Source organism: Algoriphagus namhaensis, assembly GCF_042649705.1.
GTDB lineage: Bacteria > Bacteroidota > Bacteroidia > Cytophagales > Cyclobacteriaceae > Algoriphagus > Algoriphagus namhaensis.
Genome location: NZ_JBHRZS010000006.1, coordinates 518,517 through 532,587, shown reverse-complemented (window position 1 = coordinate 532,587; position 14,071 = coordinate 518,517). Strand labels below are relative to the sequence as shown.

At 42.6% G+C, this 14,071-nt stretch carries 12 protein-coding genes; 9 read left to right on the top strand and 3 right to left on the bottom strand.

Translation table 11 applies throughout. The features are described 5' to 3' along the window. The first annotated feature begins 122 nt into the window (after positions 1–122). From ACFOSV_RS06075 to ACFOSV_RS06035, 9 genes are all read left to right on the top strand, one after another. Entirely contained in the window at positions 123–2,711 is a 2,589-nt protein-coding gene (locus tag ACFOSV_RS06075; RefSeq protein WP_377904431.1) for an SLBB domain-containing protein, read from the top strand. Then, on the top strand, positions 2,711–3,778 hold the full coding sequence (locus ACFOSV_RS06070) for an exopolysaccharide biosynthesis protein (protein ID WP_377904429.1): 1,068 nt from the start codon (positions 2,711–2,713) through the stop codon (positions 3,776–3,778). The genes ACFOSV_RS06075 and ACFOSV_RS06070 overlap by 1 nt, the downstream gene beginning before the upstream one ends. A 12-nt stretch (positions 3,779–3,790) precedes the next feature. Beyond that, positions 3,791–5,080, top strand: coding sequence for an oligosaccharide flippase family protein (locus tag ACFOSV_RS06065; RefSeq protein ID WP_377904427.1), 1,290 nt, complete (start codon positions 3,791–3,793; stop codon positions 5,078–5,080). Then, complete coding sequence (locus tag ACFOSV_RS06060; RefSeq protein WP_377904425.1) at positions 5,064–5,999, top strand: glycosyltransferase family 2 protein; 936 nt, start codon at positions 5,064–5,066, stop codon at positions 5,997–5,999. The genes ACFOSV_RS06065 and ACFOSV_RS06060 overlap by 17 nt, the downstream gene beginning before the upstream one ends. Beyond that, the gene (locus ACFOSV_RS06055) at positions 5,990–7,411 is read left to right on the top strand and encodes an O-antigen ligase family protein (protein ID WP_377904423.1); all 1,422 of its coding nucleotides are present in this window, start codon (positions 5,990–5,992) and stop codon (positions 7,409–7,411) included. Before ACFOSV_RS06060 ends, ACFOSV_RS06055 begins: the two co-directional genes overlap by 10 nt. A 71-nt stretch (positions 7,412–7,482) precedes the next feature. Next, a complete protein-coding gene (locus ACFOSV_RS06050) occupies positions 7,483–8,607 on the top strand; it encodes a glycosyltransferase family 4 protein (RefSeq protein ID WP_377904421.1) in 1,125 nt (374 codons plus the stop codon). A 3-nt stretch (positions 8,608–8,610) separates the two neighbouring features. Next, positions 8,611–9,516 (top strand): class I SAM-dependent methyltransferase, encoded by a 906-nt coding sequence (locus ACFOSV_RS06045; RefSeq protein ID WP_377904419.1) that lies wholly within the window; start codon positions 8,611–8,613, stop codon positions 9,514–9,516. Further along, positions 9,503–10,663, top strand: coding sequence for a glycosyltransferase family 4 protein (locus ACFOSV_RS06040; RefSeq protein WP_377904417.1), 1,161 nt, complete (start codon positions 9,503–9,505; stop codon positions 10,661–10,663). The genes ACFOSV_RS06045 and ACFOSV_RS06040 overlap by 14 nt, the downstream gene beginning before the upstream one ends. Continuing rightward, on the top strand, positions 10,639–11,766 hold the full coding sequence (locus ACFOSV_RS06035) for a glycosyltransferase (protein WP_377904415.1): 1,128 nt from the start codon (positions 10,639–10,641) through the stop codon (positions 11,764–11,766). Before ACFOSV_RS06040 ends, ACFOSV_RS06035 begins: the two co-directional genes overlap by 25 nt. 42 nt (positions 11,767–11,808) lie before the next feature. On the opposite strand, the gene rlmF is transcribed toward ACFOSV_RS06035, so the two are convergent. From rlmF to ACFOSV_RS06020, 3 genes are read right to left on the bottom strand one after another with little or no spacing between them, the layout of a single operon-like run. Further along, entirely contained in the window at positions 11,809–12,747 is a 939-nt protein-coding gene (rlmF, locus tag ACFOSV_RS06030) for a 23S rRNA (adenine(1618)-N(6))-methyltransferase RlmF (RefSeq protein ID WP_377904413.1), read from the bottom strand. 19 nt (positions 12,748–12,766) lie between these two features. Beyond that, positions 12,767–13,288 carry a CIA30 family protein gene (locus ACFOSV_RS06025; RefSeq protein ID WP_377904411.1) on the bottom strand — a complete coding sequence of 174 codons (522 nt, stop codon included), beginning with the start codon at positions 13,286–13,288 and terminating at the stop codon, positions 12,767–12,769. A 38-nt stretch (positions 13,289–13,326) separates the two neighbouring features. Further along, positions 13,327–14,058 (bottom strand): SIMPL domain-containing protein, encoded by a 732-nt coding sequence (locus tag ACFOSV_RS06020; protein ID WP_377904409.1) that lies wholly within the window; start codon positions 14,056–14,058, stop codon positions 13,327–13,329. Between the last annotated feature and the right edge of the window lie 13 nt (positions 14,059–14,071).

The following is a 14,071-nucleotide window of genomic DNA, read 5'->3' as shown; positions in this document are numbered from 1 at the left end:
CAAGACTTAGTTAATTTGGAGGTTTTTGGAACCAAATTTGGTAGAATTCAGAATTAGATGGATTTTTAAACTTTGCAAACGATCTACAAACACCCGGTAGATAATCATACCGGCTTATAAATATGCCTTATATACTACGTTTTTGGTGTTTTTTTGCCTTTCTAGCTTTTTGCGTACTAAGTACTCCTGAAGCTTTTGCTCAGGAATCTGCTGATTTTTCAGAAATCAATGTGGATACCATGAGTGATGAAGAGGTTGAAAACCTGATTAATCGAGCGGCTCAGGCCGGACTAACTCCAGAGGAGTTTTTGGAAAGAGCCCAGCAGGAAGGAGGAATGCCTCCAATTCAGGCGGAAAAACTGCGAGAGAGACTGAAAGAGCTCGAATTGGACGGATTTGGTTTCAAAAGAAATAGCCGAATTTCTAATCGTGATTCCCGCAGTCAACTTGGAATGCGAGAAATTGAAGAGGACTTTTTTAATTCTCGAACAGCCAAGCCACTGAGTGAGGAGGAGGCTCAGATCTTCGGAAGTTCTCTTTTTTATCAATCTGGAAGAAATCTGACTTTCGAGCCCAGTTTGAATCAAGCCACCCCTAAAAGCTATATTCTAGGCCCAGGGGATCTACTTTATGTAGATATCTACGGTCAATCTGAGCAGTATTACGAAGCCACCGTCAATCCAGACGGCTTTATACTTTTGGATAATATTGGTTCAATTTCCGTTTCGGGCAAAAGCATTGAAGAAGCCACTGGTATTATAAAAAACCGTGTTTCGCGTTATTACACTGGCCTTTCCGGAAGTAATCCAAATACATTCCTACAGATCTCTTTAGGGAATGTACGAACAATTCAAGTGAATATTTTGGGAGAGGTAAGACTTCCAGGGACTTTTACACTTAGCGCTTTCAGTTCAGTTTTTAATGCGCTTTATGCAGCAGGTGGTCCGAATATGAACGGATCCATGCGAAAAATTAAAGTCCTCCGAAATAACCAACTTTTGGCTGAGGTAGATGTGTATGATTTGCTCATTAAGGGAGAGGCGAGTCTAGATTTAAGATTGCAAGATCAAGATGTGATTTTGGTACCACCTTTTATTTCTCGAGCCAAAATCAATGGTGAAGTAAAGCGACCTTTGACTTTTGAAATCCAGGACGGTGATACTTTCCAGGATTTGATTTACTATGCGGGAGGATTTACGGATATCGCATTTCAAGATCAGGTAACGATCTCTAGAATCACCAAAAATGAGCGATCCATTTCAAATGTATATCAAGACCAGTTTAATGTTTTTTTACTGCAGGGTGGGGATGAAATCACCGTGGGAAGAATCCTGGATCGCTACACTAATCGAGTTCAAATCACAGGAGCGGTTTATAGAGCGGGGACCTTTGCACTGAGCGATGGCCTAACTGTGAAAGGGCTGATAGAGAAGGCTGAAGGACTTCGTGGTGATGCTTACCGCACGCAGGCAAGTATCCTTAGAACCAATGAGGATCTCAGTACTGAAATGATTCAGGTGGATCTGGATGGACTTTTGAACGGCACGGTTTCAGATATTTCTTTGAAACGTGAGGATGTGGTGCGTATATCCAGTATCTATGATATTAAGGATGAACAATATGTACAGGTTTTGGGTGAGGTAAAAAGACCTGGGATCTACCCTTTTTCTGAAGGAATGAAGACTGAGGAATTGATCGTTTTGGCCGGAGGCCTGCAAGAATCTGCCAATGCTAACGATCTGGAAATCGCCAGAAGATTGGAAGATCAGGATTTGGGGACACTTTCTGAAATCATTCCAACGCAGGTTAGGCTAGATTTGAAAACCACAGAATCCAGTATTTCGCTTCGACCTTTTGATCAGGTGATCATTCGAAAGCGGGCTAATTATTCCATGCAGAAACTTGTGGCAGTGGAAGGCCAAGTGAATTCTCCTGGGATTTTTGCTATAGAAAGTGCTAATGAACGAATATCAGATTTGGTAAGGCGCTCAGGTGGCTTAAATCAATTTGCCTATGCTAAAGGAGCAGCATTGATCCGACGAACGGAATTTTTCAACACCCAGTCCGAACAGGTGCGGCGCCAGCGAAATCTGGACGAGCTTCAAATGCTTTTGGAATCAGCTCCAAATAATTCTGAGGCTCAGGATGAGCTTTTGAAAAGATTGCGACAAGAATATCCCGTGGCATCCTCTCCCGTAGATAATCAGCTTGCTGAAAGCAAAAAAGAGTCCTTGGATCAAATCGCGGCAGAAACCCCTGGATTTGCTGTAAAGCTTAAAGAAACTGAAGCCGTGGCCATAGACCTTGAAGCTATTATGAAAAACCCGGGTTCTGAAGACGATTTGATTTTGGAAGAAGGAGATATTTTATCTGTGCCAAAGCTGCTCCAGACGGTGCGCATGCGAGGAGACGTGGTGTATCCTACCACTGTCCGCCACGAAGCAGGCAAGAGTCTGAAGCACTATATCAATGGAGCGGGAGGTTTTGAGCGAAGAGCAAACCGCAAGCAAACCTACGTAGTGTATGCAAATGGAGCAGTGAAGCGCACGAAGGGATTCTTGGGCATTAGAAACTTCCCACCTGTGGAGCCCGGAGCTGAAGTCATTGTGCCCACCAAGGGTCCGAAAGTACCTCTTCGTCTTGGAGAAATTGTCGGGATCACCACTGGGCTAGCAACTTTAGGATTGGTCATTTCACAAATCAACTGGTAATGGCGACATCAAAGCATTTTTCGGACAATCAATTTACACTCAAGCAGGTAGTAAAAAATCTTGAGGAGTGGGTTCGCTTTTTCCTAGGTAAATGGAAGTTGCTTCTGGCTGCAGGAATTTTAGGTCTGGGCCTGGGAGCATTGTATTCGATCTTCAAAAAGCCGGTTTTTCATGCCGAAACTTCATTTGTGCTAGAAGAAGGTGACTCAGGAGGAAGAGGGCAAATGGCAGGTTTAGCCTCTTTGGTCGGGGTAAATCTCGGTTCGCTGGGAGGAACTTCTGGGCTTTTTCAGGGAGACAATATCATGGAGCTTTACAAATCAGATCGAATGCTCTCCGAGACGCTTTTGAGTCCTTTTGATGAGAATGAGCTGTTGATTGATCGGTTTGTGGCTTTTGAGAAACTCGATAAAAAGTGGGCCAGCAAAGTGGATATCCCGTCCATGGATTTTTCAGTTCCTCGAGAGAATTTTACCGTTTCTCAAGATTCTGTGGTCAAAGAGGTGTCAAAACTCATCCGGGACTATCAGCTCGGAGTGACCAAGCCCGATCGAAAGCTCACTATTTTGCAGGTATCTATTTCGTCTAAAGACGAGACTTTTGCAAAGGTCTTTAATGAGACCCTGGTAGAAAAAGTCAATGCCTTTTATTTTGAAACGAAGACCAAAAAGACAGGCGAAAACCTAGAAATTTTACAAACTCAAGCAGATAGCGTTCGAAGAATTTTGGATCAAAGCATGGAGCAGTACGCGATGGCATCCGATCGAATCCCAAATGCGAACCCCTTGTTATCTTCAGGGACGGTCGAAAGCAAAAAGCGTCAAATTGATGTACAGGCCACTGGAGCTGTGTATGGTGAAATCGTGAAGAATCTAGAAATCGCAAAGGTCAATCATCGGAATAATTCACCTTTGATTCAGGTGATCGACTCACCACGGCTACCTTTGCCACGAACCGAAACCCGACTAGTCAAAGGCATGGTGCTAGGCTCCATTCTTACAGGTCTATTTGCGGTGGTATTCCTCTACTTCCGAAGACTCTTCCAAAAGCATGTGCAGGAAAGCTAATCATGAGCTGCCATGTTTGAGAAAATCTCCTTTTTATCCTTTAGCAATCTGATCCGAAATCGTTCGATTCAGAATTTTCTCTTTTTGGCGATTATCCAGTCATCGAATGTTCTGATTTCCATCATTTCTATGCCATTGCTCATTCAGAGTATCGGCGTGGATCAGTTTGGATTGGTGAACCTAGCGCTATCGGTGATTATCCTGCTCAATATCGTAGTGGGTTTTGGGTACAACCTCAGTGCCCCAAAGGATGTCGCAGTCAATCAGAAAAATAAAGATGCACTGTCTCATGTGGTTTCGAATGTCTTTTCCGGCAAGGTACTACTAGCCTCCTTGTGTGCCCTTGGAGTCTTTGTCGCAGTTTTTGGACTCGATCTTTTCAAGGAGTACCAAATGATCCTAGCGTACTCCGTGCTGCTACTATTCTCGGAAGCGACTTTGCCACTTTGGTTTTTCCAAGGCATGGAGAAAATGAAGCTGATTAGTATCGCTAATATCTTTAGCAAACTACTTTTTTTGATGGGCATAGTGCTATTCATTCATAGCCCTGAGCAAAGTAAATGGATCAATTTTATGCTAGGTGCTTTCGGGCTTGCCATCAATCTTTTTCTGCTGTTTTATATTCATCAGATTCTGGAAATCAAGTTTTATAGACCTGATTTCTCCTCCATTTTCAAAAGCCTTAAGTCGAACGTCCTATTCTTTTTCAGCAATCTAGCTAGCCATATTTCTATCAATGGAGGACTGATTATTTTGAGCTTCTTTTCTGTTGCAGAGACCTTGGGAATGTATAGTTTGGCAGAGCGGGTTGTAATGGTTTTGCGCCTATTTCCAGCCTTGATTATTCAGGCTGTGTATCCAAATTCAGCCAAGCTTTATCAAAGTGACCCCCATTCCTTTTATCGCTTTCTGAAAAACGTGTATTTACGGGTTTTACTCATTGGGGCGCTCATCAGTTTCAGTACCTATTTTATGGCTGAATGGATTATTCAGGTTCTGGCCAAAGAAAAGCTCGAGGAATCGGTTGTGTATTTGAAGATTTTGTCCGCTGTGCCATTTATGGCTTGCTTAAATGTTGGAAATGTAGTGATGCTATTGGTGGCAGATTTGAAAGATTTGCTTTTTAAAGCCTCCTGGATGATGTGCTTGTATATGATCGTAGTGTCTTCTATTCTCACGTCGATTTTCGGAGGAATAGGCCTTTGCTATGCCATCATCAGCACTGAGTTTGTAGTGCTAGTGATTTGCTTGATTCTGATTTATCGACGAAACCCTGCCTTGATTCGTGGATTCTACACTTGATGTACGCGTAGCCATTATTTTGGTGAATTGGAATGGCCTTGACTTTACCCGGTCCTGCCTGGATTCGCTGCGCAAAGTTGACTTCCCGGACTTTCAGGTTTTTGTGGTGGATAATGCTTCGCAAAACAAGGAGGCTGAAGTGCTCAAATCAGCATTTCCTGAGATAGAACTGATCCAAAGTCGAAAAAATAGGGGTTTTACTGGAGGAAATAATCTGGGAATACAGGCAGCCCTAGACCAGGCTTTCAGCCATGTACTTTTGCTGAATAATGACACCCTTGTGGAGCCAGATTTCCTGAAGAAAATGATGGAAACCATGCAGTCAGACCCAAATTTGGGAGTAGTCCAACCGATGATTTGTTTTCTCCATGATCGAGGTAAAATTTGGTCGGCAGGAGGAAAATGGAACTCCCTATTCTGTCGTGCAATGACTCTGGGAGATCGAAAAAAACTGGATGGATATGAGATAAAATCTAACAACTTGGATTGGGCTACTGGATGTGCTTTATTGATTTCCAAAAAAGCGTTAGAAGCGGTTGGGACGTTAGATGATAATTTCTTCGCCTATTTTGAGGATGTGGATTGGTCTCTTCGAATTCGCAAAGCAGGATTTGAAATTGCCCTTTGCGAAGCTGCAAAAATCTATCATGAAGCAGGAGCTTCTTCAAAGCAAAAAGGGTCTGAGGGTACACTTTCGCCCCGGGTGTTTTACTTTCATGCGCGGAATCAATTCTACTTGATTAGGAAGCATTCAGGTGGAGCACATTATTTCTTAGCTGTCATTTACCACAGCTTCAGGTTTTTGGCTTGGATGGTTTATTTTTGTTTGAGAGGTCGGTTTAAAAAGTTGAATGCTGTATTTAATGGTTTCCGAGACGGACTCACCGATACCCTTCTTGAGGTAAAAGAATGGCGATAATATTTCTTTTCATATTTGCTGCTGCCATTGGCATAGGATTTCTTTGGGCTGCCCAAGAGATGGTATTCAAAGGGAAGTGGGCCTATTTCATCTTTTTTTTGGCTGCCTACCTTCCTTTTTATATCACGAGTCTCAGCGTTATTCATCTGGCGAGCCGGTCTCCCGATTTGGTGACGGTCTTTCAGGTGATCAAGGAGGTTACTTTATTGATCGCGCTCTTGACTTTTCTGTTTTATCAAAAAAACTTGAAGGACTACCCCCTTCGCTTTCAAGTCACCGATTGGGCTATTTTGGCCTTTCTAAGTTTGACCTTTCTGTATTTGCTCCTGCCTTTGGGAGGGGCAAGTTTTGTGAATAAGGCACTTTATTTTAAGAGTATCCTGATGCCTGCCGTGGTCTATTTTTTGGGAAGGAACACTACTTTTTCAACTCTCGAACTGAAACGAATATTTGTAATCATTTTTGTGATAGCCATTGGAGCTTTTGCGGTCAACTTGCTGGAAAACTTTGTTCTCAACACCCATTTGCAGCAATTGACGGGTTACGCACTTTACAATCAAGCAATTAATGATATTGAGCCATCAGGGAATTTTGGACTGACTTGGACCTTCGAAACACAGGCTGTGACCATGCGTTTGGCGAGTTTCTTTTCTGATCCCCTGGAGATGGCAAGCTCGGTATTGATGGGCTTCGCCTCAGGTTTGATTTGGTACTTAACTACCAAAAAGTCACACCATTGGTTTTATCTTCTGATCATGCTCTGCTCGTTGGGGAGTTTGGTTTTTTCTGCTTCCCGAGCGGCGTTTGGAGCCTTTTTTATTATGATTTTCTTTCTGGCCTTGGTTTTCGGGCTCTATAGGTTGATCGCAGCCGGTTTTTTGGCACTTTGTTCTTTTGTGGTTTATGTGTTGTTCTTTGCCTCAACTGAGTTTTTCTATTTTGTGGTGGATACGATTACTTTTCAGAATACCTCCAGTATTGGACACGTTATCGAATGGGTTTTGGCTTTGGACTCCATGTTTGCCAATCCGCTGGGGATAGGTTTGGCCACGAGTGGAAATTCAGGTGCAGTAAATACCGAGCTTAGAGTTGGCGGAGAAAACCAGTTTTTGATCTACGGTGTGCAGCTTGGCTGGCTAGGTATGTTTCTATATATCTTTATTCTTTTCTCAGGTATCGTATTGAGCTTGCGTGTTTTTTATCGCACTGATGATGTCATGGAGGCGAGGTTGGCCTTTGTGGCAGCAGCAGTAAAAGTTGGCTTACTTCTCCCGCTTTTCACGGCCAATGCCGAGCTTTATACCTATGTTTCCTGGCTGACCTGGTGGATGATGGGATACTCTGTGAACGCCTATAGTCGCTTGGTTTTACAGGAGAAAAGATTGGTAAATCTTTCACAATCCATAACTTAGCTTAAACACATCTGTGGGTTGTCTTTATTTTTTTGTAAAGTTTGATGCACAGGTTGGAAAAATCCATTCCATTGAAAGTTCTCCTCGATCTCCAATACCTCAACGTAGCCACCACGGGAATCAAGACCTACATGCTAGAGCTGGCCAATGCGTCTTCGGCCTATCCGCATCCAGATATCGAGTGGATATTCACCCATGATCCTGATATCCAGGCTCAAGACTCTACTTACCGCTTTCCAAAAAACAAAATCCAGCGATTGAATTACCATTTGGATTATTTCCGCTGGAAGGAATTTCAGCTTCCTGATTTGGTCAAGAAACATCAGCCGGATCTTTTGATTTGTCCTGATTTCGTGTCACCTGCAGCAGCTTTGCCATGCAGAAGGATGACGGTGATTCATGATGCTTTCTTCTGGGAAATGCCGCAAAACTATCCGGTGTGGTGGAGAAAGTACTTTTTGAATCTGGTAAAAAAGGGACTGAAAGAGCCGACAGAAATCATTACGACTACAGAATTTTCTAAACGTGCCCTTCAAAAACATCTGAAATTAAATCATCCAGTTACCGTGATTTATCAAAGTCAAAAGACCCTTGGAGATGCAATAGATGCTGAATTTTTGGCAAGTCAAACCTTGAAAAAGGGAGAATACTTTTTACATATCGGCACTTTCGATAAGCGAAAAAATCTTCCTGTTTTAGTCAAGGCCTTTGCTGAAATGCTCAAAAATACTCGATCAAACTTTAAGCTAGTTTTAGCCGGTGGCGCTGGGCAAAGCGTACAAATGAACGACCTTCCCGTGGTTAAAAAATTGGTGGAAGAACTAGGCTTGGTGGAAAAGGTCGTCTTACCTGGGTTTGTGACAGATGCTCAAGTAAAAGCCTTGTATTCTGCGGCATTTGGTTATGTTTTTCCTTCAGAAAATGAAGGTTTTGGGATACCCGTACTGGAAGCGATGGCCGAAGGAGTCCCGGTGATCCATTCTGATCAGCCGGCTTTGGTGGAGGTCGCAGGGGGCGCAGGATTGGTGACCCAAACGGGGGATGTTGCCGATTTGAGCGAAAAAATGATACTTTTGAGCCAAGATCAGATTTTACGCGATACGCTCCAGAAAAAAGGCTTGGAGCGTAGTAAGGAGTTTGGTCCAGAGAAATTTATTCGAGCTTTTCAGCAGCGAATTTTGTCGGCTGCGCATTAATTTATGAGGCAAATTCTTTGTCCTGTTTGTTCCCAAAAACCTTCCGGATCTCCTCAGGAGAATAGCCTTGTCACCTGTACTTTATGTGAAACTACCTGGACTTTTTTTTCCCAAGAAGTGGATGCTGACGCGCTTTATGAAGATGCGGTGTATGCGGTCGTAGATAATCGAAAGTCAATATTTGAACGAATTATATTCCGAGAGGCAAGGAGAGTTTTGAAAAAAGCTGAGAAACTCTTGAAATCGACCAGTCCCAGCCTTTTGGATTTTGGGAGTGGAAAGGGGCAATTTCTTTGGGTGGCAAAGCAAAGATCCTGGGTCGGATTAGGAATAGAGACGGCCGCTGATCGGGCTAATTTTGCCCGAGATAAGTATGGGGTAAAAGTGCTTTCGGAATTTTATGATAAAGGCAAGGTCATGGGTGCACCCTTTGATTTGATTTCGCTCAATCATGTTTTGGAGCATTTGCCAGATCCGCTTCATCTTTTGAAAGAACTCCTCAATGAAAACTTGGCTGAGAATGGAATGGTGTATCTGGAGGTTCCTAGGAAAAATTCATGGCAGGCTGGAATAGCCGGGAAAAACTGGATGCATTGGGATATTCCAAAGCATTTGACTCACTGGACTGAGCCCATCTTGCTGAATGGATTAGCAGAGATTGGTTTTCACAAAGTAGCAAGCCGTAAATTTTCCATCCACCTCGGTCTTCTTGGAATGCTGCAAGCACTGCTTGCGCTTGGTGGATATAAAGGGAATTTGATTCTTGCCCTGAAAGGGAAAAAAAATCCATTCTTGTTAGTTATGGTTATTTGCTTGACTCCTTTGGCCTTACTTTTGGAGTTAGGTGCCTGTCTTTTTAACCGCGGAGGAATCTTGGGTATTTATCTTCAAGCTAATGACCAAAACTAGAAATGTACTTTTTCTTCAAAGCTCTTCTGAGCTTTATGGTTCTGGTAAAATCATTTTGCAAGTTCTTAGAATCTACCAATCCGAAGGGTTGTATCCAATAGTAATTCTTACTGGTCCAGGTCCAATTAGCGATGAGTTAGAGAAATCTGGGATTACTTTTTTTATCCAAAACTTGGGGATTCTCAGAAGAAAATATTTAAGTCCATCTGGTCTCCATAACCGGTGGCAGATGAATCGCAAGGCGTATCAGTTCTTGAATGAATTGGATAAGAAATATGAATTTGAACTGGTGTACTCCAATACTCTAGCCGTGGTAGTTGGGGCTTATTGGGCGAGCCAAAAAAGAATTCCCCATATCTGGCATATCCATGAAATACTTCCAGGTCCCCGGGTATTAGTCAGCTTTTTGCGAAGATTATTGGATAAAAGTACTCCCGCTCCTGTGGTAGTATCTGAAGCTGTTAAAAAACACTGGAAATCGAAGTTGAAAATCGCCAAACCTAGAGTTATCCACAATGCAATTCCTTATTCTGAGTTCTTTAGGGACGATTATTTGCCCATTGAAGAATTAAATATCGATGTGGATAACTTAGTCATTACGATGATTGGAAGAATAAATCCTGGCAAGGGGCAACTATTTTTCGTGGACATTGCAAAGGAACTTCACAAGACTTATCCACACTGTAAGTTTTTAATGGTTGGTGATCCTTTTCCAGGCTATGAATCAATAGAAGAATCCATTGAAAATATCATTCGAGATGAAGGATTATCAAATACCATTTTCAATTTGGGTTTCCGCGAGGACATTCCAGCTATTTTGAATGCAACGGATATTTTTGTGCTTCCATCTATTTTACCAGATTCTTTTCCGACAGTAATCTTGGAGGCTATGGCGGCAGCTAAGCCCGTGGTGGCGACCGCATCAGGCGGAGCAAGTGAAATGGTAGAGGAAGGCCTTACCGGATTTATTATTCCCATGGGAGATGTCTCAGCAGCGCGGAATGCACTTAGTAAGTTGATCAAGTCCGTAGAATTAAGAAAATCCTTTGGAAAAGCGGGACGCGAACGAGTTTTGAGGGAATACAGCGAAGAGAATTTTGTGAAAGAAACGATAGACCATCTATGGAGACACCTGATAAAAAGCTAAAGGTGGCTATCATGGGGGCTAAAGGGTATCCTTACGTCTACGGTGGCTATGATACTATGATTAAGGAGCTAGGTGAACGTTTAGTGAGTCGAGGAATTCATGTCAGAGTGTATAATCATAGGGCTCTTTTTTCCGATCGGCCAAGGTATGTAAATGGTATCGAATGTATTTATACTCCTGCTATTGAGAAAAAGAGTTTGACCCAGTTGACTCACACATTTTGCTCCATGCTTCATGCTTGCTTTTCGGATGTAGATGTCATTTTCGTTGTCAATAGTGGTAATGGCCCTTTTGGGATTTTCTCCAAGCTTTTTGGGAAACCCACAGCCATCAATGTAGATGGTTTGGAGTGGCTGAGGCCAAAGTGGAAAGGCTTTGGAAGCAAATATTTCTACTGGGCTTCAAAGATGTCGACCCGGCTTTATGATCAAGTTATCAATGATTCGGAAGAAATGCGTCGGGTGTATTTGCGCGAGTTTCAGACCGACTCGAAGGTGATCGCCTATGGAGCTAATCCCAAAGAAGATGTCGCAGAGAAGCCGATTAAGCATTGGGGTCTAAAATCGAGAGACTACTTTTTGATTGTGGGGAGGCTGGTTCCGGACAATAATGCGGATTTAATCATCGAAGGTTTTTTGGCTTCAAATACTGCGCGAAAACTAGTGGTCGTTGGGGATGTTCCTTTTGATGATCCATGGGCCAATCGATTGAAGAACCTGAAGGACCCTAGATTGATCTTTACCGGCTATGTGAATGATCCGAATGAACTGGCAGCTTTGTATTCACATTGCTTCGCATATTTTCATGGACATGAATATGGAGGAACAAACCCAGCCATGTTGAAGGCTTTAGGGTATGGTTGTGCGATTTTAGCCTTGGATACTCCCTTCAATCAGGAAATGTTACAAAACGGGAAGCATGGTTGGTATTTTGCAAAGATGGCTAGTGCTGTCACTGAGGTTGTGGATAAGTCAGAAAAAAGTGAAGATGAATTAGCCCGATTGCGTGCTTCGGCCCGAAATGGCCTGACCAAGAAGTACGATTGGGATTATGTGACCGAACAGTATATCGAGGTCTTTCAGCAGCTCAGTCGCGAAAAATAGGATAAGAAATATTTGATACAATTTAATTGTGTCTATTCTAGATTAAGGAGTAATCCATTCCTTCTGATCCTTTTTACTTTGAAAGGTCCAGGCGATAAATCGACTTTTCTTATTTCCCTGAGCCATTTCTACCCATTTAAAATAATTTACCTTGCTCCGCTGCATGACCCGCTCAATAGGGATGATGTTTTCTGACTTGGATACGATGGAAGTAAACCAAAGAATCTGATTTTGATAGACCAAGCTTTCCTTCACCATATTTTTGATGAATGTAAATTCCCCACCCGGACACCATAGTTCCTCTGGGCCTCCACCAAAGTTCAATTTGGCTTTGGGATCATTGTAGAGGTTTTTGGCTTTGCGTGAGCTTGCTTCCATAGCCTCTTCTGCCGATTTATGAAAAGGCGGATTACACATCACTGCTTCAAAACGCTCATTGTCCTTTACCACTCCTTTAAAAATCTGGTGACCAAAGTCCTGCTTTCGCACTTCGATATATTTTTCAAGATTCGGGTTTTTTGAAATGATTTCCTGCGCATTGGCTAGGGCAGACGCATTCGTCTCAGTAGCTACAAATTTCAATCCATAGATTGCTTGGCCTAGAAGTGGATAGATGATGTTTGCCCCGGTTCCTATATCCAGAATTTTGATTTTTGAATTTTTCGGAAGGTGAGGTGTTTTGGGAAATAGAAGGTCAGCTAGGTAATGCAAATAGTCAGCACGCCCAGGGATGGGTGGGCAGAGAAATCCATCAGGGATGTCCCAGAAATTGATGGAATAGTGTTTTTTTAGTAATGCCTTGTTTAGTGCTTTGACGGCTTTCGGATCCGAAAAATTAATGGTCTCGGTCTCGTATTGGTTCGTGAAGATATAGGGCTTGAGCTCGGGTAAAACTTCCACTAGCGCTTGCAGATCGTAGCGAGAATTATGGAGGTTTCTTGGGTGTAGTTTATTTTGAGTGGGCTTTTTTCCAGAGGGCATGCCCAAAGATAGTATTTGCCTAGAATAATTCGATTTTGGAAATTTCAAGCCGAAAGGATTCTGGCTTTTTATTCCCAATCAGAAATGTGATTTCCTCAATTTGATCCGCTGGGTAGTCTTCCATTGCGAGATTCCTTCCTCTGAAAGCTGGATACATCTTTTCCAGTGGTACTATTACCTCTTCCCATTCTCCACTTGTTTGGAAATCAAAGATATAGGAATGGTAATCTCGGGAGGATCGTTTAATTCGAAATTGATAGTTTTTCCCATCACCTTTCAAATAGAGTTTCGCAGATTTTTGAGTGATTTCCTGAGTTTTTGGAAGTCGATAACGTAGCGAAGAGAATCCCCCGTTGTTTTCCAATGACACGGTTCCCTCAAAGACAGCCACTCCTTTTTTTGTAATAGAAAAATTACCTTGGGACCTGCCTCCCATTACTCCATCGTCCACAATGTACCATCTGGATGTTTCAGGATCATTTGAAAAGTCTACGAGAACAAGAGGACTAAGCATAAGAGTAAGAAGGAGCAATGTTTTCACAAAGGTTTAATCTTATGGAAGCCAAATTGTTCGAATGATTAATCGGCTTCGAAAACCAATTTCATCGTGATGGATGCTGTTTTGTTTTTATCCGCAGTGTTGAAAGTGCCACCCCAAGAATAATCCTCCCCTGAGTTTTGCCCAGTAATTTGGAAAATACCCATGTTTGCAGAAATTAAGTCGCCTAGCTTTCCTTTGGAGTTTTCAGCGATTCGCTCCGCGCGGATTCGTGCATCTTCAGTAGCCTTGGCTATCATTTCAAGTTTCAGCGACTCCAATTCGGTGTAATAATATCGTGGAGCTTGGGAATAAAATGTAATTCCTTGATTCAGGAGCTCTGTCACTTCTCTAGATATTTTCTCCACTTTCTCTACCTCCTTGGATTCGATTTTTAGGGATTGGCTGAGTTGGTAGCCGGTAAAGGTTTGCCCCAAGTACCTTCCATCGTCTGAATAATTCTGGCGATACTGCTGATTGGTAGAAACTGCATTGAATACAATTTGATTGCTATCAATTCCTTTTGAATTTAAATAGGCTTCTACTGCTTTGCGATCTCGGTCTAGATCAGAGTAGGCGTTTTGCAAATTGGTACTTTCCCTGCTAAAATTACCCTCCCAGACAATCAGGTCTGATGTGAAATTGCTTTCACCGAGTCCTGTTACATTGATGGTGCCCTGAGGTTGGTTTCGGTTGATTACGGCATATCCCAGAATAATGGATGAAACCACGATCGCCAAAGCGAATAAAAAAGGAGAGGCATTGTTTTTCATATTTTCTGCAGTT

What these genes read in the sequence shown, in the direction of transcription:
- ACFOSV_RS06075 (WP_377904431.1), top strand. Translation starts at nt 123, where the DNA reads ATGCCTTATATACTACGTTTTTGGTGTTTTTTTGCCTTTCTAGCTTTT.
- ACFOSV_RS06070 (WP_377904429.1), top strand. Translation starts at nt 2,711, where the DNA reads ATGGCGACATCAAAGCATTTTTCGGACAATCAATTTACACTCAAGCAG.
- ACFOSV_RS06065 (WP_377904427.1), top strand. Translation starts at nt 3,791, where the DNA reads ATGTTTGAGAAAATCTCCTTTTTATCCTTTAGCAATCTGATCCGAAAT.
- ACFOSV_RS06055 (WP_377904423.1), top strand. Translation starts at nt 5,990, where the DNA reads ATGGCGATAATATTTCTTTTCATATTTGCTGCTGCCATTGGCATAGGA.
- ACFOSV_RS06045 (WP_377904419.1), top strand. Translation starts at nt 8,611, where the DNA reads ATGAGGCAAATTCTTTGTCCTGTTTGTTCCCAAAAACCTTCCGGATCT.
- ACFOSV_RS06040 (WP_377904417.1), top strand. Translation starts at nt 9,503, where the DNA reads ATGACCAAAACTAGAAATGTACTTTTTCTTCAAAGCTCTTCTGAGCTT.
- ACFOSV_RS06035 (WP_377904415.1), top strand. Translation starts at nt 10,639, where the DNA reads ATGGAGACACCTGATAAAAAGCTAAAGGTGGCTATCATGGGGGCTAAA.
- rlmF (WP_377904413.1), bottom strand. Translation starts at nt 12,747, where the DNA reads ATGCCCTCTGGAAAAAAGCCCACTCAAAATAAACTACACCCAAGAAAC.
- ACFOSV_RS06020 (WP_377904409.1), bottom strand. Translation starts at nt 14,058, where the DNA reads ATGAAAAACAATGCCTCTCCTTTTTTATTCGCTTTGGCGATCGTGGTT.